Annotated in this window: 21 protein-coding genes; 18 read left to right on the top strand and 3 right to left on the bottom strand. The window is 66.5% G+C overall.

Annotated elements, in window-relative coordinates; all coding sequences use genetic code 11:
* Positions 1-13: 13 nt before the first annotated feature.
* From FOB72_RS20335 to FOB72_RS20325, 3 genes are read left to right on the top strand one after another with little or no spacing between them, the layout of a single operon-like run.
* Positions 14-1,012, top strand: a complete 999-nt coding sequence (locus tag FOB72_RS20335; protein ID WP_150374527.1) for an asparaginase — start codon at positions 14-16, stop codon at positions 1,010-1,012.
* 9 nt (positions 1,013-1,021) lie between these two features.
* Positions 1,022-2,164, top strand: a complete 1,143-nt coding sequence (locus tag FOB72_RS20330) for a transporter substrate-binding domain-containing protein (RefSeq protein ID WP_150374526.1) — start codon at positions 1,022-1,024, stop codon at positions 2,162-2,164.
* Between the two features lie 4 nt (positions 2,165-2,168).
* Positions 2,169-2,798 (top strand): ANTAR domain-containing response regulator, encoded by a 630-nt coding sequence (locus tag FOB72_RS20325; RefSeq protein WP_191002358.1) that lies wholly within the window; start codon positions 2,169-2,171, stop codon positions 2,796-2,798.
* A 4-nt stretch (positions 2,799-2,802) separates the two neighbouring features.
* On the opposite strand, the gene FOB72_RS20320 is transcribed toward FOB72_RS20325, so the two are convergent.
* Positions 2,803-3,705 (bottom strand): LysR family transcriptional regulator, encoded by a 903-nt coding sequence (locus FOB72_RS20320; protein ID WP_150374525.1) that lies wholly within the window; start codon positions 3,703-3,705, stop codon positions 2,803-2,805.
* Between the two features lie 195 nt (positions 3,706-3,900).
* On the opposite strand from FOB72_RS20320, the gene FOB72_RS20315 reads away from it, so the two are divergent.
* Both FOB72_RS20315 and FOB72_RS20310 read left to right on the top strand, forming a co-directional pair.
* Positions 3,901-4,647, top strand: a complete 747-nt coding sequence (locus tag FOB72_RS20315; protein WP_150374524.1) for an SDR family NAD(P)-dependent oxidoreductase — start codon at positions 3,901-3,903, stop codon at positions 4,645-4,647.
* 19 nt (positions 4,648-4,666) lie between these two features.
* The gene (locus FOB72_RS20310; RefSeq protein WP_150374523.1) at positions 4,667-5,413 is read left to right on the top strand and encodes an SDR family NAD(P)-dependent oxidoreductase; all 747 of its coding nucleotides are present in this window, start codon (positions 4,667-4,669) and stop codon (positions 5,411-5,413) included.
* 21 nt (positions 5,414-5,434) lie between these two features.
* On the opposite strand, the gene FOB72_RS20305 is transcribed toward FOB72_RS20310, so the two are convergent.
* Positions 5,435-5,884, bottom strand: coding sequence for a cupin domain-containing protein (locus FOB72_RS20305; protein ID WP_223851719.1), 450 nt, complete (start codon positions 5,882-5,884; stop codon positions 5,435-5,437).
* A 242-nt stretch (positions 5,885-6,126) separates the two neighbouring features.
* Here FOB72_RS20305 and FOB72_RS20300 point away from each other — a divergent pair, with 242 nt between their 5' ends.
* The 13 genes from FOB72_RS20300 (at position 6,127) to FOB72_RS20240 (ending at position 20,179) form a co-directional block, all read left to right on the top strand.
* Positions 6,127-7,704, top strand: a complete 1,578-nt coding sequence (locus FOB72_RS20300; protein WP_150374521.1) for a DUF3300 domain-containing protein — start codon at positions 6,127-6,129, stop codon at positions 7,702-7,704.
* Between the two features lie 871 nt (positions 7,705-8,575).
* Entirely contained in the window at positions 8,576-9,442 is an 867-nt protein-coding gene (locus FOB72_RS20295) for a DUF2950 domain-containing protein (RefSeq protein WP_150377291.1), read from the top strand.
* 324 nt (positions 9,443-9,766) lie between these two features.
* Positions 9,767-10,336, top strand: coding sequence for a YSC84-related protein (locus tag FOB72_RS20290; protein ID WP_150374520.1), 570 nt, complete (start codon positions 9,767-9,769; stop codon positions 10,334-10,336).
* Between the two features lie 13 nt (positions 10,337-10,349).
* On the top strand, positions 10,350-11,228 hold the full coding sequence (locus FOB72_RS20285; protein ID WP_150374519.1) for a sensor histidine kinase: 879 nt from the start codon (positions 10,350-10,352) through the stop codon (positions 11,226-11,228).
* Positions 11,229-11,232: 4 nt separating this feature from the next.
* Positions 11,233-11,874, top strand: coding sequence for a response regulator transcription factor (locus FOB72_RS20280; protein ID WP_150374518.1), 642 nt, complete (start codon positions 11,233-11,235; stop codon positions 11,872-11,874).
* A 129-nt stretch (positions 11,875-12,003) separates the two neighbouring features.
* Positions 12,004-12,345 carry a response regulator transcription factor gene (locus tag FOB72_RS20275; RefSeq protein ID WP_317889557.1) on the top strand — a complete coding sequence of 114 codons (342 nt, stop codon included), beginning with the start codon at positions 12,004-12,006 and terminating at the stop codon, positions 12,343-12,345.
* Positions 12,346-12,430: 85 nt separating this feature from the next.
* On the top strand, positions 12,431-12,685 hold the full coding sequence (locus FOB72_RS20270) for an RNA-binding protein (protein ID WP_150374516.1): 255 nt from the start codon (positions 12,431-12,433) through the stop codon (positions 12,683-12,685).
* 13 nt (positions 12,686-12,698) lie between these two features.
* Positions 12,699-13,937, top strand: a complete 1,239-nt coding sequence (locus FOB72_RS20265; protein WP_411859867.1) for an efflux RND transporter periplasmic adaptor subunit — start codon at positions 12,699-12,701, stop codon at positions 13,935-13,937.
* Positions 13,934-17,101: an efflux RND transporter permease subunit gene (locus FOB72_RS20260; protein ID WP_223851718.1), complete on the top strand. Its 3,168-nt coding sequence runs from the start codon at positions 13,934-13,936 to the stop codon at positions 17,099-17,101. The genes FOB72_RS20265 and FOB72_RS20260 overlap by 4 nt, the downstream gene beginning before the upstream one ends.
* On the top strand, positions 17,098-18,555 hold the full coding sequence (locus tag FOB72_RS20255; RefSeq protein ID WP_150374515.1) for an efflux transporter outer membrane subunit: 1,458 nt from the start codon (positions 17,098-17,100) through the stop codon (positions 18,553-18,555). Before FOB72_RS20260 ends, FOB72_RS20255 begins: the two co-directional genes overlap by 4 nt.
* Before the next feature lie 66 nt (positions 18,556-18,621).
* Positions 18,622-19,032, top strand: a complete 411-nt coding sequence (locus tag FOB72_RS20250) for a glycine zipper domain-containing protein (protein WP_411859893.1) — start codon at positions 18,622-18,624, stop codon at positions 19,030-19,032.
* Positions 19,033-19,085: 53 nt separating this feature from the next.
* A complete protein-coding gene (locus FOB72_RS20245) occupies positions 19,086-19,694 on the top strand; it encodes a hypothetical protein (protein WP_223851717.1) in 609 nt (202 codons plus the stop codon).
* Positions 19,695-19,768: 74 nt separating this feature from the next.
* Complete coding sequence (locus FOB72_RS20240) at positions 19,769-20,179, top strand: RT0821/Lpp0805 family surface protein (RefSeq protein WP_223851716.1); 411 nt, start codon at positions 19,769-19,771, stop codon at positions 20,177-20,179.
* 16 nt (positions 20,180-20,195) lie between these two features.
* On the opposite strand, the gene FOB72_RS20235 is transcribed toward FOB72_RS20240, so the two are convergent.
* Positions 20,196-22,298 carry a patatin-like phospholipase family protein gene (locus tag FOB72_RS20235; RefSeq protein WP_411859892.1) on the bottom strand — a complete coding sequence of 701 codons (2,103 nt, stop codon included), beginning with the start codon at positions 22,296-22,298 and terminating at the stop codon, positions 20,196-20,198.
* Positions 22,299-22,515 lie beyond the last annotated feature (217 nt).

Here is a 22,515-nt window from a genome sequence, read left to right as displayed (position 1 = left end):
ACCGGTATTCGTCATGACCCCAGCTTCCGCAAGCCTGCCGCTGTGCCAACTGATCTCCACCGGCGGCACTATCGCCATGAAGATCGATCCCGTCCGGAACGCGCCGGTGCCGGCGCTGTCGGGCGACGATCTGGTGGCGATCGTGCCCGGCATCTCGGAGATCGTGCGGCTCGAGGTGAACAACCTCTCGAACGTGCCGTCCGACTATATGGATGCGGAACGCTGGGTGTCGCTGCAACGCGCCGTCGAGGCCGCTCTCGCGCGGCCGGAAGTGGCCGGCGTGATCGTATCGCATGGCACCGATACGCTCGAGGAGACGGCCTGGTTCCTCGACCTGACGATTCGCGGCGACAAGCCGCTGGTGCTGATCGGCGCCCAGCGCAATGCGTCCTCGCCCGATTTCGACGGGCCGCGCAACCTGCTCAACGCGGCGCGGATCTGCGCGGCGCCGAATACGCGGGGGCTGGGCGCGGTCATTGCGATGAACAATCAGATCAATGCCGCGCGGGAAGTCACCAAGACGCATACGGCCGACGTCGAGACATTCAAGTCCGGGGATTTCGGCCTGCTTGGCGTGATCGACCCGGACCGCATCGTGATCTCGCGGGCAACGACGCGGCGGCAGACGCTGGCGATCGGCTCCCTGCCGCTGCCGCGCGTCGAGATCCTGCCGATGTTCGGCGGGGCCACGGGCGACCTGATCCGTGCCGCCGTGGGGCTCGGTGCGAAGGGGCTCGTCATTCAGGCGCTCGGCTTCGGCAATGTGAACGAACCCATGTACGAAGCGATTCGCGAGGCGATTGCCGGCGGCGTGCCCGTGGTGATCTCCACGCGCGTGCCCAACGGGCGCGTGCAGCCGTCCTATGGGTTCGTGGGCGGCGGGCAGACGCTGAAGGCCGCGGGCGCCGTGTTCGCGGACAACCTCAGCCCGCAGAAGGCGCGGATCCTGCTGATGCTCGCCCTGCAGGAAACCCGCGACGCGGCGGCATTGCAGGCGATCTTTGACCGATAGGAAGGCACCATGGCTGATGACACCGCGCAGGACGACGGCTGGCGCGTTGGCGTATTGTTCTCGCGCTCCGGGGCGACGGGCGTCACGGAGTCCGAGCACTTCTACGGCACCGCGCTGGCCATCGAGGAGATCAACGGGATCGGCGGCGTCCTCGATCGTCCGCTGATTCCCGTGGCCTACGACCCGAAGGGCGACGCCACCGAGTACCGCAAGCTCGCCACGCGGCTGCTCGTCGAGGACGAGGTCACCGTGATCTTCGGCTGCTCGCGGTCGTCGAGCCGCAAGGCCGTGCTGCCCGTGATCGAGCGCAACAACGCGCTGCTCTGGTACTGCTCGTTCTACGAAGGCTTCGAATACTCGCCGAACGTCATCTACACCGGTGCCGTGCCGAATCAGAACAGCGTCCAGCTTGCCGCGTACCTGATGCAGAACAAGGCCACGCGGTTCTTTCTGGTCGGTGCCGACTATATCTATCCGCGCGAGTCCAACCGGATCATGCGCGATATGGTGGAGCAGCAGGGCGGCGAGGTGCTCGACGAGGTTTACCTGCCGATCGAGGCGGAACAGGGCGACCTCGACGAGGTGCTCGCGGATATCAAGGCGTTGCAGCCGGACGTCGTGTTCTCCACGCTCGTCGGCGAGTCCGCGCGGCAGTTCTATCAGCGTTATCGCGATTTTGGGCTCGATCCGAAGCGTATTCCGATTGCGAGCCTCTCGATGGCCGAAGAGGAGATCCGGCTGATCGGGCCCGAACTCTGCGCGGGGCATATCACGTCCGCGACGTACTTCGGGTCGCTGCCAAACGCGAGCAACCAGCGCTTTATCGACCTGTGGCGCCGGCGGTTCGGAGACCGGCCGACGAGCACGTGGTCGGAGATGGCCTATACGCAGGTGCATCTGTTCGCGCGCGCGTTGCAGCGCTGCGGCAGCATGGACCGGCGCAAGCTCGTGGAGGCCGCGCATGCGGTGGAGTTCGACTCGCCGGAAGGGCGCGTCGTGCTCGATGCGGACAACAACCACTGCTGCCTCACGCCGCGCATCGGCGTGTGCCGCAGCGACGGGCAGTTCGATATCGTCTGGGAGGCAAAGGAACCGATCCGTCCCGACCCCTATCTGTCTACGTTCGGGTTCTCCGAATTCTGGTTGAGGTGAACCCATGAGTACGAGTCTTCGTCGCCTCTATGAGGATCTGCGCAGCATCTGCGTGACGATCGTGTACCCGCCGGGCGAAGATCGCGACATCATCGTCCAGCAGATCCAGCGGATCGGCTGTCGGCTGAAGATCGTCTGGCCGCACCCGGCGGACCCGCCCACGGGTTCGGATGTGATCTTCTTCCAGGTCTCGCAGGACCTCGAAGGCAACCCGGAATGGAATGCGGGCGCGGTGGACGCGGCGCTGGTCGCGTTGTCCGACTACGAGAGTCCCACGACGCTGAAGCTGCTGCTGGACACGCGCGCGCACGGCGTCATCACGAAACCGTTCCGCTCCGCCGGCATTCTGAGCACGCTGGTGCTGGCGCGCTCGTCCCAGAGCTTCTATCACCGCTTGCAGGGCAAGATCGACAAGCTCGAATCCACGATCCGCTCGCGCCGTCAGATCGAGAAGGCCATCCGCATCCTGGGCGACCACCAGCAGATGGCGGAGACGCAGGCCTATGAATATATGCGCGAACGCGCGACGCAGTTGCGTATCACCGTGGCCGAAGTGGCGATGATGGTGCTCGACGCGCACGAGTCGATGGAGAAGCTCGGGCTGGGGAAGCCCGCGGCGGGCAAGCGCCGCTGAGCGATTAGCGGACGGTGGGGCCGTCGATGCTCGACCGCAGTGCCTCGATGCGCGACAGAAACAGCTGAAGCGTCGGCGCCGTATTGTCGGGGCGATAGCCGACGGCGAGATCGATTGTCGGCGCCTGGCCCGCGAGCGGGCGGCTGACCACGGACCACGGCATCAGGTTCTCGACATATGCGGGGATCAGCGTCATGCCGCGCGTCGAGGCGATCAGCGACATCACCATGGCCGGGTTGTCGACGCTTTGCGCAATGTCTACCTCGATGCCCGCACTCGCGAGATAGCCATCGACGACCTGCCGCAGCACCCGGGCCTTCTCGCCCATGGCGATAAACGGCGCATGACGCAAGTCCTCGGCGCTGACCGTGTCGCGCGAGGTCAGAGGGTGATCGCTGGGCATCAGGACCACGAGGGGCTCCTGCGCCACCACGCGGTACTCGAGGCCGTATCCGGGCTCGGCGCGCATAAAGGCGACATCGAGCTTGCCGTGCGCCACTGCCGCGGCCAGTTCCGTTGAGTAGTCGCTCGACACGCTGACCTCGATATTCGGCAACTCCGCGCGCAGCAGGCGCATGGCGTCCGTCAGCCAGGTGATCTCCTGGCCGGTGAGAAACCCCAGCGCGAAGCGCGGCTTCAACGGCTGCGCCGCGCGGCGGGCGGCTTCCACGCCGGCGTCTACCTGCGCCATGGCCAGGCGCGCATGGTCGAGGAAGGCGCGGCCCGCATCCGTCAACGCCACGCCGTGCGCACCGCGCGTCAGAAGCGCCACGCCCACGCGTTCCTCGAGGTCGCGGATCTGCCGGCTCAGCGACGGCTGGGAGGTATGAAGCCGGTTCGCGGCGGCGTCCGTGAGGCTGCCGGCTTCCGCCACGGCGATGAAGTACCGGAGGTGTCTGAGTTCCATGCCCATTTTCTGCCCATTCTCTGCCCGTTCTCTGCCCGCTCTCTGCCCACCTCATGCCTGCGAGGCATGCCCACAGGCTTACAAAGTCTTTTTCAACGGCTTCCAGGCCCCCTAGATTACGTCCTGTACCCACCGCGTCCGCCAAGTCTCAGATCGAGACCCATGCGTGACAGCGATACCTTACAGGAGTTTTCCATGTCTAGTCCCGTCGTTCTGATCACTGGCGCGCTGACCGGCATCGGCCGCGCCACCGCCATCGCTTTTGCGCGCACCGGCGCAAGGCTCGTCGTCTCCGGCCGCCGCGCCACGGAAGGGACGGCCCTCGAGGCCGAACTGCGCGGCCTCGGTGCCGAGGCCATCTTCGTACAGGCCGATGTGCGCCGCGACCGCGAGGTCGGCGAGCTCGTGGAGCGCACGGTGTCCCGCTTCGGCAGGGTCGACGTTGCCGTCAACAATGCGGGGACGGAGGGCCAGCCGGGTCCGATCACGGAGCAGACGCCCGAGAGCTACGCGGCGACGTTCGACACCAACGTGCTGGGCACGCTGTTGAGCCTCAAGCACGAGCTTCGCGTCATGACGGCCCAGCGCGCCGGCGTGGTCATCAATATCTCATCGACCTACGGCCACGAGGGCGCTGCGTATGCCACGGTCTATGCGGGCAGCAAGCATGCGGTGGAGGGCATCACGAAATCCGCGGCGCTCGAGGTGGCCGGGCTCGGCGTTCGTGTCAATGCGGTCGCACCCGGGCCGACGCAGACCGGCATGCTCGATCGCTTTACGGGCACGCCGGAGCGGAAGGCGGCACTGGCGAGCGGCGTACCGCTCGCGCGGCTCGGCAATCCCGAAGACATCGCCGCGGCCGTCGTCTATCTCGCGTCGGCCGGCGCGACGTTCGTGACGGGCCAGATTCTTACCGTCGATGGCGGAAAGACCGCGGGCTGATATCAGGGAGTCAACGATCATGACCCTACTCACCGGCAAGACCGCGCTCGTAACGGGTGCATCGCGGGGCATCGGGCGTGCAAGTGCGCTGGCACTGGCACGCGCGGGCGCACAGGTACTCGTCCACTACGGGAGCAGCGCGCGCGACGCGGACGCCGTTGTCGCGGAGATCCACGCGCTCGGCGGCAAGGCGGAGAAAATCGCCGCCGATCTGCGCACGGCCGATGGCCCGCACGCGCTGGCAAGGCAGGCGCGCGCCATTATCGGCGGGCGGCTCGATATCCTCGTGGCCAACGCCGGGATCGCGCGGGCGGCAAACATCGAGGACACCACGGTCGAGGAATTCGACGATCTGTTCGCGGTGAACGTGCGTGCGCCGTTCTTTCTCGTCCAGCAGCTGATGCCGGTCATGTGCAAGGGCAGCAGCGTGATTCTGCTGTCTTCGCTCGCCGCGCGGGCGGCCGTTGGAACGCTGTCGGCATACTCGGCCACCAAGGGCGCCATCGACACGCTGGTGAAGCACTTCGCGTCGGCACTGGGCGAGCGCGGCATCCGCGTCAATGCGGTAGCCCCGGGCGTCGTGCCGACCGAGATGTCCAGCTTTGCGAAGAGCGAGGAGGGCAGGGCCTACACGCTCGGCATGCAGGCGCTCAAGCGCCTGGCGGAGCCCGACGATATCGCCGCCGCGATCGAATTCCTGGCATCCGACCGCGCGCGATGGGTCACGGGCGAAACGCTGCACGTGGATGGCGGCTCGAAACTCTGATACGCGTCGGGGGCCGGCCAGTTACAGCGCAAGCGACATCAGCACCAGTGCCGCCGTCGAACGGCGCATGCGTGGGGCGTCGGGATCCCGGGGCGCGCGCAGGCGCGCGTCGAGGTTGAGTCTGGACAGGACGCGCGTCGCCAGGCGCAGGCCGAGCGGGACTTCCCGGCGCAGGAACGCGATCTTGCGGACGTAGCGATCGACTTCCCATCGCCACGTGGAGTGTGCGGGGAAATAGCCGATCGACCCCGCGGTCAGCAGATGGGTGTCGCCGTTGGCGTCGGTGACCCTGACCTGGCCTTCGAGGATATAGACGGTTTCGTCCATGTCGAAGTGCCACTCGAACGTGCCGCGCGTGCAGTCCCATACGGAGGTCCACGCGAAGTTGTCGCGCGCGCTCGAGTGGTCGCCGCTGCGGGTCACGGGTGTCCCGCTGTGGATCCAACCCGGTTCGATGGGGCACGGATGCATGGGCATCGCCTCCGGCCGGTTGAACACTCCTTCATCACGCGTGATTCGGCGTGGCTTGTCGCGCATCGGCGTTGCCCCCAAGGCAGGAATCGTTGGCGAGTCAGGTTAGTGGCATGCCGTCCATGCCTCTGTGCGGAAGCAGACAAACGCGCGACGTTGCCGCATTGGACCAAGGTTCCATTGTCCAATGCGCGCGGGCCACCTATATGTAACTTCAACAATATTCCGGAGGAACGGGCGCCATGACGCTCCACATCGCGCGGCCGACTCGGTCATCGTGCGTGGTGCGGTGGCTCGGGAAGTGGCTGCTGGGCTGTTTTCTCGCCGCCATCGGCACCGTGCATGCGCAGGGCGCCGACACCACGTCGCGCCCGTTCAAGCCCGAGGAGCTGGAGGCGCTGGTCGCGCCGATTGCCCTGTACCCGGACTCCGTTCTGTCGCAGGCGCTGATGGCATCGACCTATCCGCTCGAGGTGGTGCAGGCGGCCCGCTGGCTCAAGGCCAATCCCAACGTGAAGGGCGATGCCGCCGTGAAGGCGGTGCAGGATCAGCCGTGGGACGTCAGCGTCAAGTCGCTGGTCGCGTTTCCGCAGGTCCTGGAGCCGATGAACGACAAGCTGGACTGGACGCAGAAGCTCGGCGACGCGTTCCTCGCGCAAGAGAAGGATGTACTGGCGGCTGTGCAGCGCCTGCGCGCGAAGGCGAAGGATGCCGGCAACCTCAAGTCGAACGAGCAGCAGAAGGTGACCGTCGAGAGCGCGCCGCCCGCCAGTGGCACGCAAGCCGCGGCGACGCAGACCATCATCAAGGTCGAACCGACGAATCCGCAGGTCATCTATGTGCCCGCGTACAACCCGACGGTCGTCTACGGGGGATGGAGCGCGCCCGCGTATCCGCCGTACTACTGGCCGCCATATCCCGCCTATTACCCTGGCGGCGCGCTGATGACGGGCTTTGCCTGGGGCGTCGGGCTTGCGGCGGCCGGGGCCATATTTTCGGACTGCAACTGGGGTGGCGGCGACGTGAATATCGACGTGAATCGCGCGACCAATATCGATCGTAACTTCGACAGGACCAAGGTCGAGGGGGGCAATCGATGGAAGCATGATGCGAGTCACAGGAAGGGGGTCGCGTATCGCGACGGGGCCACGCGGGAGAAGTTTGGCGGCAATGCCAGCGGGGCGGACAGGAGGAGCGAGTTTCGGGGGCGGGACGGACGTGACGGACGTGACAGTCGCGACGCCGCGCGTGATGGCCGCGACAGCCGTGACGCCGCTCGTGACGGCCGCGACAGTCGCGACGCACGGAGTGGCCGTGATGGCCAGGACAGTCGCGACGCACGGAATGGCCGTGATGGCCAGGACAGTCGCGACGCACGCAGTGGCCGTGATGGCCAGGACAGTCGCGACGCACGGAGTGGCCGTGATGGCCAGGGCAGTCGCGACGCACGGAGTGGCCGTGATGACCAGGCTAGTCGCGACGCACGCGATGGCCGCAACGCACGGGACGGCACGGCAGCCGGTGCGGATCGCGCCGGCAATCGTCAGGCCGACCGCGGCAACAACGCGTTTCAGGGTGTCGGCGGCGGCAATGCGGCGCAACGAGATTTCGATCGCGGCAGGGCGAGCTCGACGGCGTCGACGCGCAACGCGGGCGGCAGCGCGCACGCCTCGCAGCGCGCCGGCGGCGGAGGAGGCGGCGGCTTCGCGGGCGGAGGCGGAGGCGGAGGCGGCAATTTCTCCGGCGGCCGCGGTGGCGGTGGCGGCGGCTTTGCAGGCGGCCGCGGCGGAGGCGGTGGCGGAAGAGGCGGTCGCCGTTGACCGCAAGCCCCCGACCACCATGGACCATCCAAATCACCCGACAACACCAATGACCGCGCCCAAGCCCATCGCCACGCGGCGGACCGCCCGAGCATGGCTCGCCATGGACCATCCAAATCATCCGACAACACCAATGACCGCGCTCAAGCCCATCGCGACGCGGCGGGCTGCCTGCGCATGGCTCGCCATGGACCATCCCAAACACCCGACGACAGCAATGACCGCGCTCAAGCCCATCGCGACGCGGCGGGCCGCCCGCGCATGGCTCACCATGGACCATCCAAATCATCCGGTGACAGCAATGACCGCGCTCAAGCCCATCGCGACGCGGCGGGCCGCCCGCGCATGGCTCACCATGGACCATCCAAAACATCCGGTGACAGCAATGACCGCGCTCAAGGCTATCGCGACGCGGTGGGCCGCCCGCGCATGGCTCGCCATGGACCATCTGAAACATCCGGTGACAGCAATGACCGCGCTCAAGGCTATCGCCACGCGGCGGACCGCCCGCGCATGGCTCACCATGGACCATCCAAAACATCCGGTGACAGCAATGACCGCGCTCAAGGCTATCGCCACACGGCGGGCCGCCCGTGCATGGCTCGCCATGGACCATCCAAGACATCCGGTGACAGCAATGACCGCGCTCAAGACCATTGCGACGCGGCGGGCTGCCCGTGCATGGCTCGCCACCATGGACCATCCAACAGACCCGATGACAGCAATGACCGCGCTCAAGACCACCGCGACGCGGTGGGCCGCCCGCGCATGGTTCGCGGACATGGACCATCCAAAACATCCGGTGACAGCACTGACCGCGCTCAAGCCCATCGCGACGCGGTGGGCTGCCTGCGCATGGTTCGCATTCGCGATGCTATGCATGGCGGTTTCACCGGCCCATGCGCAACGCAATTTCGACACACCCGAATCCGCGATGACCGCGTTCGGCGATGCGATCGCTACCAGCGACGATTCTGCCGTGCAGAGTCTGCTAGGTCCGATATCTCGCGACGTTATTCCACCGCTAGGCGCGGATTTACGATATCGATTTCTTGCCGCATGGAACCAGGCGCATGGCATCGTCAGGGACAACACCGGCCGCGCACGCATATCCGTGGGCAATGACGGCTGGACCCTCCCGATCCCCCTCGTGCAATCCCACGGCAAATGGCACTTCGACACCCGTGCAGGCCTCGAGGAAATGCGCCTCAGGCGAATCGGCCGCAACGAGCTGAACACGATACAGACGATGCTCGCGATCGGCGACGCCCAGCGCGAGTATGCCGATGCCAACCACGGCACCAACGGGATGTCGGTGTACGCGCGCAAGCTCGTAAGCTCGCCCGGAAAGATGGACGGCCTTTACTGGCCGACGCGCCCCGGCGAGGCGGAAAGCCCCCTCGGCCCCGCCTTTATCGACGCCGTGACGCAAAACAAGGGTAACGACGGCTATCACGGCTACCGCTACAAACTGTTGACCTCGCAAGGGTCGGCCGCGCCCGGCGGCGCGTACACATACCTCGTCAATGGCCAGCTCTTCGGCGGCTTTGCCGTCCTCGCGTGGCCCGCGCGTTATGGGGAAACCGGCATCAAGAGTTTCATGATCAGCCATGCCGGCACGGTCTACGAGCGCGATCTGGGGCCAGAGACGGCTGCACGCGCCGCGGCGATCGATTCGTTCGATCCCGATAGCCGATGGAGCGAGGTATCCGCCCAGGCATCGGCCCCCCGGCCATAGTCTTTCAGGATTACGAAAAAATGATTGAGGATTATTTTTAAGCCTCGGTTTAAATGATTCAATACAAAAAATAAGTACTGAATCGCGCGCATTGCAATTTTTATGAGCGTCGTGAAATGCAATGCGCGTCAGAAAAAGTAAAGATTGCAATGATTAAATGGTCGACCTAGTTTGTATGTCACAAACATCAGAACAATTGAAAACAGACGAAGGTAGGCTTGGTCGCCATTCAGGGGTAGTGCCGTACCGATGTCGTCGACGCCCCCGTGCGGATGAGCCCCGCTATTGTCGAAAAAGGCAGTATCACTGCACACGGGAGGCATCATGGATCGACGGCTGTTCTTGCTCTCTTCTTCCCTGGCACTCGGCCCCACGCTGACGGCATGCACTGGCACGCCGGCCACGCCGAGTGACGCGACCGCGAAGCGCCGGGAGATCGACGCGGCGGTGGATGGCACGCTGACCAGGCTCTTCAACACCGCGGCCGCATCCAGATCGCTGGCGAACGACGCCCGGGGCGTACTCGTATTCCCGCGCATCCTTGCCGGCGGCTTCGTCGTCGGCGCCGAGTACGGCGAGGGCGCCTTGCGGGTCGCCAATGCGACCACCGCGTACTACCGTACGACCACGGCCTCCTTCGGCTTCCTTGCAGGTGCGCAGTCCAAGGCGCTCATCATGATGTTCATGACGGAAGACTCCCTGCGTAGCTTCCAGCAAAGCAAGGGGTGGACGGCCGGCGTGGACGGCTCGGTCGCCGTCATCGGTATCGGCGCCAACGGGCAACTCGATACGAATACGGCAAAGGCGCCCATCATCGCCTTCGTCCTCACCAACGCCGGTCTGATGGCAAACCTGTCGCTAGAGGGTACCAAGATCGGGAAGCTGGACATCTGACCCGGACTCGGCCATGCGACGGTCACTGGCGTGGGTGCTCTGCATCGCGGCGGCCATGGGTGTCGGCTGTGCGGTCGCAATGCAACGGCTGCGCACCGCGCCTCGCGGCGCGCGGGAGCCCATGCGGCTGACGCTGAGGGGCCCGCTGGCGCACGCCTTGCCGCAATCCGGCATCGCGGAGCTTGCCGGCTCCCTCGCGCACGAACTCAACCAGCCGCTGACGGCAATCACGAGCAACGCGCATGCCGCGCGCGAGTTTCTCGCTTCCAGCACATTTAACAAGGAAATGCTGAAGGAGATCGTCGACGACATGGTCGATGATGCCTCGCGCGCGAGCGACATCGTACGTGGCGTGCGCGCGCTGATACTGGGAGAAGCGCCGCGCATGGTGCCATTCAGCGTTGCGGACGTGGTCGATCAGGCGTTGGACCTGGCGCGGGCCAATGCGAGCGCGCGCAGCGTGGTCGTCAAGCGAGATATCGAGGACGGGCTCCCGCGCGCGGTGGGCGATCCGGTGGAGATCCGCCTCGTGCTGCTGAACCTGCTGGTCAACGCGCTGGATGCCGTGGCATCGGGGCGGTCGAGCCACGACCGCTTCATCACGGTCCGGGTGCGCGCGGCGGATCGCGCGCTCCGTATTGCCGTGCAGGACAATGGCGCCGGCGTCGCGGCCGACGACCTCGAAAAGATCTTTCGACCTTTCTATTCCTCGAAGCCTAAGGGCATGGGTCTCGGCCTGTCGCTCAGCCGCGCGCTCATGGAGCGCAACGGCGGCCATATCGAGGCTATTCGCAACAGCGGTGGCGGCATGACGTTCGAATGTGTCCTGCCGCGGGAAGCGGAGGCGCTTCGCCAGGGTTCGACCGGCGCCGCGGTGTTTCGCTGGAGGTGACAGTATGCATGCGAGGGCTACAGTTCATATCGTGGATGACGACGACAGCGTGCGGCGTGCGTTGGGGCGCGTACTGACCGCGCATGGCTACGCCGTGGCGATGTTCCCTTCGGCGGAGGCCTTTCTCGATGAAGCCGATCTCGATGCCGGCCCGGCCTGCGTATTGCTGGACCTGCTGATGCCCGACATGGATGGCCTGATGCTCCAGCAGGGCCTTCAGGGCAGGGTACCCGTCATCTTCCTGAGTGGCCACGGCGATGTGACCCGCGCGGTCCAGGCCATGCAGGCCGGCGCCATCGAGTTTCTGGAGAAGCCCGTGTCGGACACCGATCTGCTGGCGGCCGTGGAGAAGGGCTGCGCATGTGCGGCCGAGCACTTTGCGCTGCAGCGCGAGTTGCAGTCGCTGCGCCAGAAGATCCAGCGCCTTACGCCCCGCGAGCGCGAGGTGCTGACGTGGGTCGTGACGGGCATCCGCAACAAGCAGGTCGCCAGCGAGCTGGGCACAGTGGAGAAGACCATCAAGGTCCATCGCGCGCACGTCATGCAGAAGCTCGAAGTCGACTCGTTGCCGGCGCTGGTGCGCATCGCGGACAGGATGGGGTTGTGCGCGTCGCACCGGGAGACGGAGCGATCGCGCTCCGGCTGATCGATGGACCATGGGCCAATATCGCAGCGCGCCACGGTTACTTAGCCTGTAGGTTATCTGACTGGATTAATGGGCGTCCTGTGAATGTTAGGGCCAGACGGTCGGCCAATCGGTCGCTTCGCGGTAGTGGTGGACGATGACGCATCGGTCGCGCGGGCCACCGCGCGCCTGTTGCGTTCCGCAAGCATCACTGTCGACATCTTCACGACGGGTACCGCGCTGCTGGCACGCATGGCGGCGCAGCCCGCCTACCGGCCTGCGTGCGTGATCCTGGACGTCTGCATGCCCGAGATGGACGGGCTGGAGGTGCAGCAGCGCCTCTCGGACCGCGCACCCGCGGTCATCTTCATCACTGCCCACGATCTGCCGGAAGCACGCGACAAGGCGCTCTCCTCGGGCGCCATCGGCTACCTGCGCAAACCGTTCGACGGCCGCCAGCTGATCGAACTCGTCCGCGAGGCGCTGGCCTAGCGCGTGCCGTCATGGTTTGGTCCTTGGTCCAATTGCGAAATGGATGGCAGGGCGCACACTCATATCAGCACGGAAGGAGCAGACCATGCCGCTGATGATGCTTTCGAATCTTCATCCCGATACCACGGACGAAGACGTGCTTGCGTTCCTGCAGCGCTATGGCTTTCCCGCGTATGACGAGATCGAGCGGCACGAGGGCGACGGCACCCGGCCGGCCGTCATGCTGACGTACGCTTCGATGCGGCTGGCCACCTTGCATCAACTGCAGCCGCGCATCCACGGCGTGTTCTGGAATGGACACAAGATCAACGCGCTGATCCTGCGGGAGCGGTTCCAGTAACGAAGGGCAGACGATGGACAATCGACCGGGTTCCCGACTGGCGGGCCGTGCGCGCATCGGCATGGGGTGGGCCGTCATGGTGTGCGCCGCCATGCTGCTGGCGGCATGCCAGAAGCAGGAGGCCAAGGCGCCGCCGGCCGCGCCGGTCACCGAGGTCGGCGTGATCCGTGTCGCGCTGAAAGACGTGCCATTGACCTACGAATTCGTAGGCGAAACGCAGAGTTCGCAGCAGGTAGAGATCCGGGCGCGGGTCAATGGCTTCCTCGAAGAGCGGCTCTACACCGAAGGGGCGCTGGTCAAGGCCGGGCAGGTGCTGTTCCGGATGGACCAGAAGCCGTTCAAGGCCGCGCTGGATGCCGCGCAGGCCGAGCTCGCGCAGCAGCAGGCGCGGCTGACCACGGCGCGCGCCAACCTCGCCCGGGTGCGGCCACTGGCGGCACGCAACGCCCTGAGCCAGAAGGACCTCGACGACGCGACCGGCAACGAGCAGGCCGCCGCCGCGGCCGTCGAGCAGGCCAGGGCGAACGTCACGAACGCGAAGCTGAACCTCGGCTATACGACCATAGCCTCGCCCGTGGCGGGGCTGTCGAGCTATGCCAAGAAGCAGGTCGGGTCGTATATCGACGCGAGCAACAGCCTGCTCACGTACGTGGCCAGGCTGGATCCGATCTGGGTCAACTTCAGCCTGTCGGAGAACGAGGTGCTGAAGAACCAGGCGCAGCAGGCTTCCGGCGAACTGAAGATGCCCGATCGCGGCAGCATGGAGGTGGAGATCGTGCTGGCCGATGGCACCAAGTACAAGCGGCGCGGCCATATCGCGTTCGCCGATGCCTCGTTCAGTTCCGAAACGGGCACCTATCTGATTCGCGCCGAACTGCCGAACCCCGAGGGCACGCTGCGGCCGGGGCAGTTCGTGCGCGTCTACGTGTTCGGTGCCACGCGCACACGCGCCATCACGGTGCCGCAGGAGGCCGTGGTGCAGGGCGCGCGCGGGCAGTCCGTGTGGACGGTGGGCAAGGACGACAAGGTCGAGTCGCGCGTCATCGACGTCGGGGAATGGACACAGGGCAACTGGGTCGTGCGGGCCGGACTGCGCGAGGGGGACACCGTGGTGGTCGACGGTTCGGTGCGGCTGGCACCGGGCGCAAAGGTCAAGCCCGTGGATGCGCGCGCTGCCGCAACCGCGGCCGACGGCGCGGGGACGCCCGCATCCGCTCCCGCCGCGGTGGCCGGGAAAGGGCCACCATCATGAAGCTGTCGCACTTCTTTATCGACCGGCCGATCTTTGCGTCGGTGCTGTCGATCATCATCGTGGTGGGCGGCCTCGTGGCGGTCTTCAACCTGCCCATCGCGCAGTTCCCCGATATCACGCCGCCGAGCATCACGGTCTCGACGACCTATCCGGGCGCGAGCTCCGAAGTGGTCGCGCAGAACGTGGCCGCGCCGATCGAGCAGGAAGTCAATGGCGCGGACAACATGCTGTATATGTCCTCCACGAGTTCCTCCACCGGCAACATGACGCTGACGGTGTACTTCGAGATCGGGACGGACCCGTCGCTGGCGCAGGTCGATGTGCAGAACCGCGTCAACCTCGCGCTGCCGACATTGCCCGACGCGGTGACGCGGCAGGGGGTGACCGTGGAGAAGCGGTCGCAGGCGTTCATGATGGTCATTGCCGTCTATTCGCCCGATAACAGCTATCCGCAGACGTTCGTCGACAACTACACGAGCATCTACATCCTCGATGCGCTCAAGCGCATTCCGGGCGCGAACCAGTCGGCGATCTTCGGCACGCCCGACTATGCGATGCGCCTCTGGCTGCGGCCCGACCGCATGGCACAACTCGGTATCACGGCCGAGGACGTCAAGAACGCGGTCTCGAACCAGAACGAGCAGTTCTCCGCCGGGCGCATCGGGCAGTCGCCGACCGCGGGCCCGGTCAAGCAGACGTTTCCGGTCACGACCAAGGGCCGCATGACGGAGCCCAAGGAGTTCGAGAACATCATCCTGCGCGCCGCTTCCGGCGACGCCGCGCTGGTCCGGCTCAAGGACATCGGCCGCGCGGAACTGGGCTCGAAGGACTATTCGCTGCGCAGCCGCTTCAAGGGCAAGACCGCCACGCTGCTGGCCGTGTACCAGCAACCCGGCGCCAACGCGCTGGCCGTGGCCGAGCAGGTGCGGAACACGCTGGCGGAGGCGCGCAAGAGCTTCCCGCCGGGCATGGAATACGAGGTCGCGCTCGACACGACCGAGTTCGTGCACGAGTCGATCAACGAGGTGGTGCACACGCTGCGCGACGCGGTCATCCTTGTGATTCTCGTGGTGTATCTGTTCCTCCAGAGCTTCCGCGCCACGCTCGTGCCGATTCTTGCCGTGCCGGTCTCGATCATCGGCACGTTCATGGCGATGTCGGCGTTCGGCTTCTCGGTGAATATGCTGACGTTGTTCGGCATGGTGCTGGCGATCGGGATCGTCGTGGACGATGCCATCGTCGTGATCGAGAACGTCGAACGCAACATGATGGAGTTCCATATGCCGCCGCGCGAGGCGGCCAAGGCGGCCATGGACGAAGTGGGCGGGCCCGTGATCGCCATCGTGCTGGTGCTGCTGGCGGTGTTTATCCCCGTGGCGTTCCTGTCCGGCATCACCGGGCAGCTCTACAAGCAGTTCGCCATCACGCTTGCGGTGTCGGTCCTGCTCTCCGGCGTGGTGGCGCTGACGCTGTCGCCGGCGCTCGCGGCCATTCTCCTCAAGCCCGGCAGCCACGAGAAGAATCGCTTCTTCCGCTGGTTCAACCGCAGCTTCGACCGCATCGTGGAAGGCTATGGCAGCGCGGTGCAGCTGCTGATCCGGCGCGCGGTCATCTCGCTGGCGCTCGTGGCGGCGCTCGTCGCGGTGAGCGTGCTGATGTTCGCGCGCATTCCGTCTTCGTTCCTGCCCGTGGAGGACCAGGGCTATCTGCTTGGCGCGGTGATCCTGCCCGACGCGGCCAGTCTCGACCGGACGGGCGATCTGTCGAAGCGCGCGGAAGAGTGGTTCGCGAAGCAGCCCGGCGTGAAGTCCGTCGCCTCGCCCGACGGCTACAGCCTCATCGATTCGCAGAACAAGGCCAATGCCGGCACGCTGTTCGTCACGCTCAAGGGCTTTCATGAACGCGGGCCCGAAGAAAGCGCGGCCAACCTGATCGCGCGCGCCAATCGGGAGTTCTCCACCTACCGCGAAGGACTCGTGATACCGGTCAATCCGCCGTCGATTCCGGGCCTGGGCACCACGGGCGGGTTCGAGTTCTGGCTGCAGAGCACGGGCGACGGCACCTATCAGCAGCTGGAGGAACGCACGCGGGCATTCATCGCGGCGGCGCGGCAGCGGCCCGAACTGCGCGGCATCAGCACCACCATCAACACGAAATCGCGGCAGCTGCTCGTGGACCTCGACCGCGAGCGCGCGGAGACGCAGGGCGTGCCCGTGGAGCAGGTGTACTCGGCATTGCAAACGATGTTCGGCTCGCTGTACGTCAGCCAGTTCCCGAAGAACAGCCGGCTGTTCCAGGTCATCCTGCAGGCGGAACCCGAGTACCGCTCGCGGCCCGAAGACCTCGACCGCGTCTACGTGCGCAATGCGCGCGGCGAGATGGTGCCGATCAAGGCAGTGACCAATGCGCGCTACGTCGCGGGCGCAGACCTTGTGACGCGGTTCAACAACTTTCCCGCGGCCAAGATCACGGGGGATGCGGCGCAGGGCTACAGCTCCGGGCAGGCGCTGCAGGCCATGGAGGAGGTGGCGGCGCAGGTGCTGGGGCCCGGCTATGCGTATGCATGGAGCGGGCAAGCGTACGAGGAGAAGAAGGCCGGTTCCACGGCGGCGCTGGTGTTTGCCTTCGCGTTGCTGATGGTGTTCCTGATTCTTGCCGCGCAGTACGAAAAGTGGTCGTTGCCGTTCGGCGTGCTGATGGCCGTGCCGTTCGCGCTGTTCGGCGCGCTGCTGGGTATTCTGATGCGCGGCATGGAAAACGACGTTTACTTCCAGATCGGGCTGACGGTGCTGATCGCGCTCGCGGCGAAGAACGCCATCCTGATCTTCGAGTTCGCGGTCGAGATGCGCGTCAAGGAGGGATTGAGCCCGTACGACGCCGCGGTCAAGGCCGCCAAGCTGCGGCTGCGCCCGATCATCATGACCTCGCTCGCATTCATTCTCGGCTGTATTCCGCTCGCGATAGCAAGCGGGGCGTCGGCGGCGAGCCGGCAGTCGCTCGGGACGGGCGTGATTGGCGGCATGCTCGGTGCCACGGTGATCGCCGTGTTCTTTATCCCGATGTTCTTCTGGGGGCTCGAGCGGGCGTCCGCCAAGAAGATGGCGGCACGGCCGCCCGAAGCCGCGGGCACCGATTCCGCGGCGCCCACGGGAGGCAATGCATGAACACGCGTCCGCACGGTATCGCATGGGGCTGTGGCGCGGTGATCGCCCTCGGTGGATGCGCGGTCGGGCCCGATTACGAACGCCCGCCCGTGGACGTGCCGGCGGCCTACCGCTTTGCCGACGCGCCGGCGGCGGCGCCCGTGACGGTTGCCTCGGACGAGTACTGGTGGTCGCAGATCGGCGATCCGACGCTCGATGAGCTGATCCTCGTCGCGTTGGCCCGCAATCAGGACCTGCTGATCGCCACGGCGCGGGTGGAGGAATACTACGGTCGCGTGATGGCCGCGCGTGCCGGGCTGTTTCCGCAGGTGGGGGCCGAGTTCGGCGGCGGCCGGCAGCGCATCAGCAACAGCGGCGGCAATGTGGTGCCCATCGACAATCCGTTCAATCAGGTGCGGGCGGACGTGTTCGCGTCATGGGAGATCGATCTGTTCGGGCGCATTCGCCGGCAGACGGAAGCGGCCCGCGCGGAATGGGCGGCCAGCGAGCAGGGGCGGCGCGCGACCGAGGTCAGCGTCGTGGCCGCCGTGGCCAGCGCGTATATCACGCTGCGCGATCTCGACAACCGGCTGCGCATCGCGCGGGAGACGGTGGTCAGCCGCGAAGGCGCGCTCAACGTGTTTCGCGACCGCTTTCAGGGTGGCGTGGTGTCGGAGGTCGAGTTCTCGCAATCGCGCTCGGAATACGCGTCCGCGCTGGTCTCGGTGGAACAGTTCCGGCAGCAGGTATCGCTGCAGGAGAACCTGCTGGCCTTGCTGCTCGGCGACAATCCGCGCGATATCCCGCGCGGCAAGGAGATCGGCGAGTTGCAGTTGCCGACGGTGCCGATGGGCCTGCCCTCGACATTGCTCACGCAGCGGCCCGACCTCGTGCAGGCCGAGCAGAACCTCGTGGCCGCCAATGCGCGCATCGGCGCGGCGCGCGCGCAGTATTTCCCCAGCATCTCGCTGACCGGTCTGTTCGGTGCCGCGAGCACCGCGCTGTCGGGGCTCTGGCTCGGTTCCGCGCAGATGTGGTCGTACGGCGGGCTGATCAGCGTGCCAATCTTCACAGGCGGCGCCATCGCGGGCGACGTAAAGCAGGCGGAGGCCAGGCAGGCGCAGGCGCTGCACGGGTATCGGCAGGCCATCCAGATCGCGTTCCGCGAGGTGGCCGACGCGCTGGTCAGCGTGCAGCGCACGCAGGGGCAACTCGATGCGAAGACCGAGCAGGTGGACGCGTTGTCCCGCTACGCGTTGCTGGCGCGCGATCGGTATGAAGGCGGCTACACCAGCTATCTGGAGGTGCTCGATTCCGAGCGCGCGCTGTTTGCCGCGCAACTCGACCAGTCGAGCCTGCGCGGCGCGAAGTTCGGGCAACTGATCCAGCTATACAAGGCGCTCGGCGGTGGCTGGCCTGCCGGCACGGGCGCGCAGACCGGACTCGAGGCCACCACGGTATCCGTCAAGGAGTGAATCATGGACAGATCGATGGCAGGAGCGCTGGCCGTTTGCGTGACGGCCGGCATCTGGGGCGCCGCCATGGCGCAGTCGCGTCCCATCGCGTATCCGGCCAAGGGCCAGAGTGCGCAGCAGCAACAGAAGGACGACGGGGCGTGCTACGCGTGGGCCAAGTCGAACACGGGGATCGATCCCGCGGCGGTCAACACCGCGCCGCCGCCGCAAGGGGGGCCGGCGGTGGGCGGGGGCGAGCGCGTCGGGGGCGCGGCGCGCGGTGCGCTGGGCGGCGCCGTGATCGGCGGCATTGCTGGCGATGCGGGCAAGGGCGCGGCGGCCGGCGCGGCCGTCGGCACCATGGCGGGCGGCGCGCGGGCGCGCCAGAACAAGCGCAATGCCGAGGCGAACGCGCAGGCGCAGTCCACCGGGGCGCTGGATACGTATTACCGGGCCTATTCCGCGTGCATGGAAGGGCGCGGGTATTCCATACGCTGACCGGCGACGGCAGCCGGCCCGCGATGTCTGAGGTCTTCGAGAAGGAGGTTCCCATGCCGACACAACATGAATCCGGACGCGTCTTGCGCTTCATGGTGCCGTTGCTGGCGGCTGCGGTCTGGTCCGCGGCCGTGGCGCAGCCCGATATCAAGAGCAGCGTCACGCGCACGCCCGGACAGGCGACCGCCTCGGCGACGGCGACGGCCGTGGCCACCATCACGGCGATCGATGCGCCGAACCGGAGGATCACGCTGAAGACGCCGCAGGGGCGTGTCATGGACATGACCGTCGGACCCGAAGCCCGCAACTTCGAGCAACTGCGCGTGGGCGACAAGGTGACCGTGTCCTATCAGGAAGCGCTGACCGTCAGCCTGAAGAAGGGGGCGGGCGAAGCGACCGTGCAGGAGCGCGAGATCGCCGAGCGGTCGCAGCCGGGCGCCAAGCCGGGCGGGACCATGGGCCGCGAGGTCACAGTGGTGGCGCAGGTGGTGGCCGTCAACAAGGATGCGCAGATCGTGACGGTGAAGGGCCCGCGCGGGCAGGTCATGGACCTGCATGTGTCCGACCCCGCGCAGATGCAGGACGTCAAGCGCGGCGACCGGGTGCAGGCCGTGTATACGGAGGCGATCGCCATCTCCGTGGAACCGGGCGCAGCGAAATGACGGGCCAGATGAACGAGGAGTGCGACGTGAGGTGCGACATGAGGTGCGACATGAGGTGCGACATGAGGTCCGACATGAGGCCGTCCCTGAACGGACGGGCCGTGGCCGCCACCACGGTGGCGATGGCGATGGCGATAGCGATGGCGATCCCAGCACCCGTCCATGCATATTTCGATCATTTCCTGAACGCCACCATCGTCGGCACGCTCGGCAAGGCAGGCACCGAGCAGCTGACCACTACCTTCAATCGCGTCATGAGCGAGTCGGCGGACGGTACCACCGAGCCGATCAAGCTGCCGCCCAACAATGCCGGCAAGGTCACGGAAGGGTCGATCACCCCGCTCCAGACCCGTACCGAGGGCGGCCAGCGCTGCCGCCAGGTGCGCACGGAATTCCGGCAGAGCGGACGGCAGCCGGAACGGTGGAAGGGCTGGTATTGCCAGCAGGCGGATGGCAGCTGGAAGAAGGCGATGCTCAAGGATTGATGCCGCCGCGCCGCGGTCACGGCTTGCCCAGGAACAGGTAGAAGCTGTAATGGCCCGCGGAGGCCCGGCCATATGCCAGATAGAACGGACCGATCGGCGTGTCCAGCGCCACGAAGACCGAGCCGGACTTGAGCCAGCCCGTGGGGTTGCCCGGGACGAGCGGGGCGCCCACGCGGCCCAGCTCCAGCGAGAAGCCGCCATACACGCCCTCCAGCAGCGACTGGCGCGCCAGCCGGTTGTAGTAGACGGCGCGCACGAACTGCAGGTTGCTGCCCAGCAACTGGCCGGTGCTGTAGCCCGATTGCTGCAGGAAGCCGCCCCACTGGAAGAGATCGTAGGTCGGCAGTGTGTTGCCGCCGAGATTGCTGCCGGCACGGAACCCGAGATTCACGGTATGGGGACCGGTGGACATCGCATAGAGGCCCGTTGCCTCGCCCTTCGTATACGACTGGTCCGCGCCCAGTTCGGGCCGCGAGGCGAACAGATTCAGGGTGCCGGCATAGCCGCTGCGCGGGAACGCCGTGCTGTCGATCTGATCCACGAGCAGCCGCGCGGTGAACGCCCCGCGGCGCGCGCTGGTGACCGGCGGCGCAAACGCCTGGGGCCCCGTGCTGAGCGAGATCTTCTGCTCGCCGAACAGCACGCCGGCCCGCGCCTCCGCATAGCGCGTGAACTGGGCGCCGACATCGAATCCCGCGTCGTAGCTGCGCAAGTCGTAGGTGGCAATGCGGTTCGTGTCCTGAAAGACGTAGAGCGGGCGCCGTTCCAGCTGGATGCGCGGTGCCACGAACAGCGTCTGCGACAGATTGACCGGCTGATAGAACTCGCTGGTGAGCCGGCTGGTCTGGCCGGCCTGCGCGTCGGTACGCCACTCCGCCCCCAGCGAGTTGATCCAGGTGCGCCGGTAGCTGCCCAGCACGCTGAAGAACGAATCGCCGCGGAAATCGGTGCTCAGGCCCAGGCCGAAGCGCACATAGTTGGGGCCGTACGATTTCTCGACCGCATCCACCGAGAGGATGCGCTTGCCGGGCTCCTCGAGCACCCGGTAATCGACGTGCTCGAAGTCGCTGGTGCCGAAGACGCGGTTCAGGTCCTCGTTGAGGCGTGCCTCGTCGAGCGGCGCGCCCGGCCTGGTCTGGATGCTGGAGGCGATGTAGTCCGGGTTCACGCGTTGCATCGGCGCGATGCGGATCTCGTCGATTTCGCGCCGGTCGGGCGGCGGCACGGCCTGCTGGCGCGCGCGCAGCGCCGCGTACATCTCCGGCGGCAGCGACAGCGCCTCGAGCTTCGCCGCCTCCTTGCGCGCCGCGGCCTCGCCGATGGGGATGGTGCGCGTGAGGTGATCGAAATCGGCGGCCGAGAAATCGCCGAGCAGGGGCTCGATCAGGATATCGTTCGGCCCGATCGCGGCGAGCGAGGACCGTACGTTTTGCTCGGTCAGGATATTGAGCATCTGCATGGTCACGCTCAGCGCGGAGCGCAACTGCTGGCGCGTCATCAGCGGCGTGCCGAGATTGACCGCGATGATGATGTCCGCGCCCATCGCGCGGGCCACGTCGATGGGCAGGTTGTCCACCAGGCCGCCATCCACGAGGAGCTTGCCCTCGTACTCGACGGGGGCGATCGCACCGGGCACCGACATGCTCGCGCGCATCGCGCGCGACAGTTCGCCTTCGCGGAAAACGACCGCGGTACCGGTCACGAGGTCCGTCGCCACGGCGCGGTACGGAATCGGCAGCGTATCGAAGTCCCGATAGCCGGGCGCGGGCGCCATCTCGCGCAGCACCTTCTCCAGCTGGACGCCCGTGACCGCGCCCTTGGGCAGTACCAGTTCGCCTTCCTGAACGCCGATCTCCGGGGTGATGAGGTTGGAACGGTCTTCCTCCTTGCGCCGCATCGTCAGGTTCTGGCGGGGCGGGCGCTCGTTGAACAACGCGCGCGCGGAGATCGTGCCGACCATTTTTTCCATGGCTTCGGGGCTCGTGCCCGTGGCATACGCGGCACCGACGAGCGCGCCCATGCTCGTGCCCGCGATGCAGTCCACGGGCACCCGCAGCGATTCCAGGACTTTCAGCACGCCGATATGCGCGGCGCCACGCGCGCCGCCGCCGGACAGCACCAGGCAGACGCGCGGGCGCGCCACGGTCGCCACGGACGCCGCGCGGTCGTTCGTGTCGTTGCCGCTGCCCGACTGGGCGCGCACTGGCGCGTGCGGCAGGCTCGTCAGCAGCGCGAACGCAATGGACCAGGCAAGGCGATGGCTTGACACATGGATATGGGGTCGAAACTTCGCGTGAACGCGGCGCGATGGCCGCTTGCTAGCCTCACCCATCAAT

The sequence above is a fragment of the Cupriavidus pauculus genome (genome assembly GCF_008693385.1).
GTDB classification, from domain to species: domain Bacteria; phylum Pseudomonadota; class Gammaproteobacteria; order Burkholderiales; family Burkholderiaceae; genus Cupriavidus; species Cupriavidus pauculus_D.
Note: the sequence above shows the minus strand (reverse complement) of the source record. Positions and strands in the feature narration are given on the sequence as shown.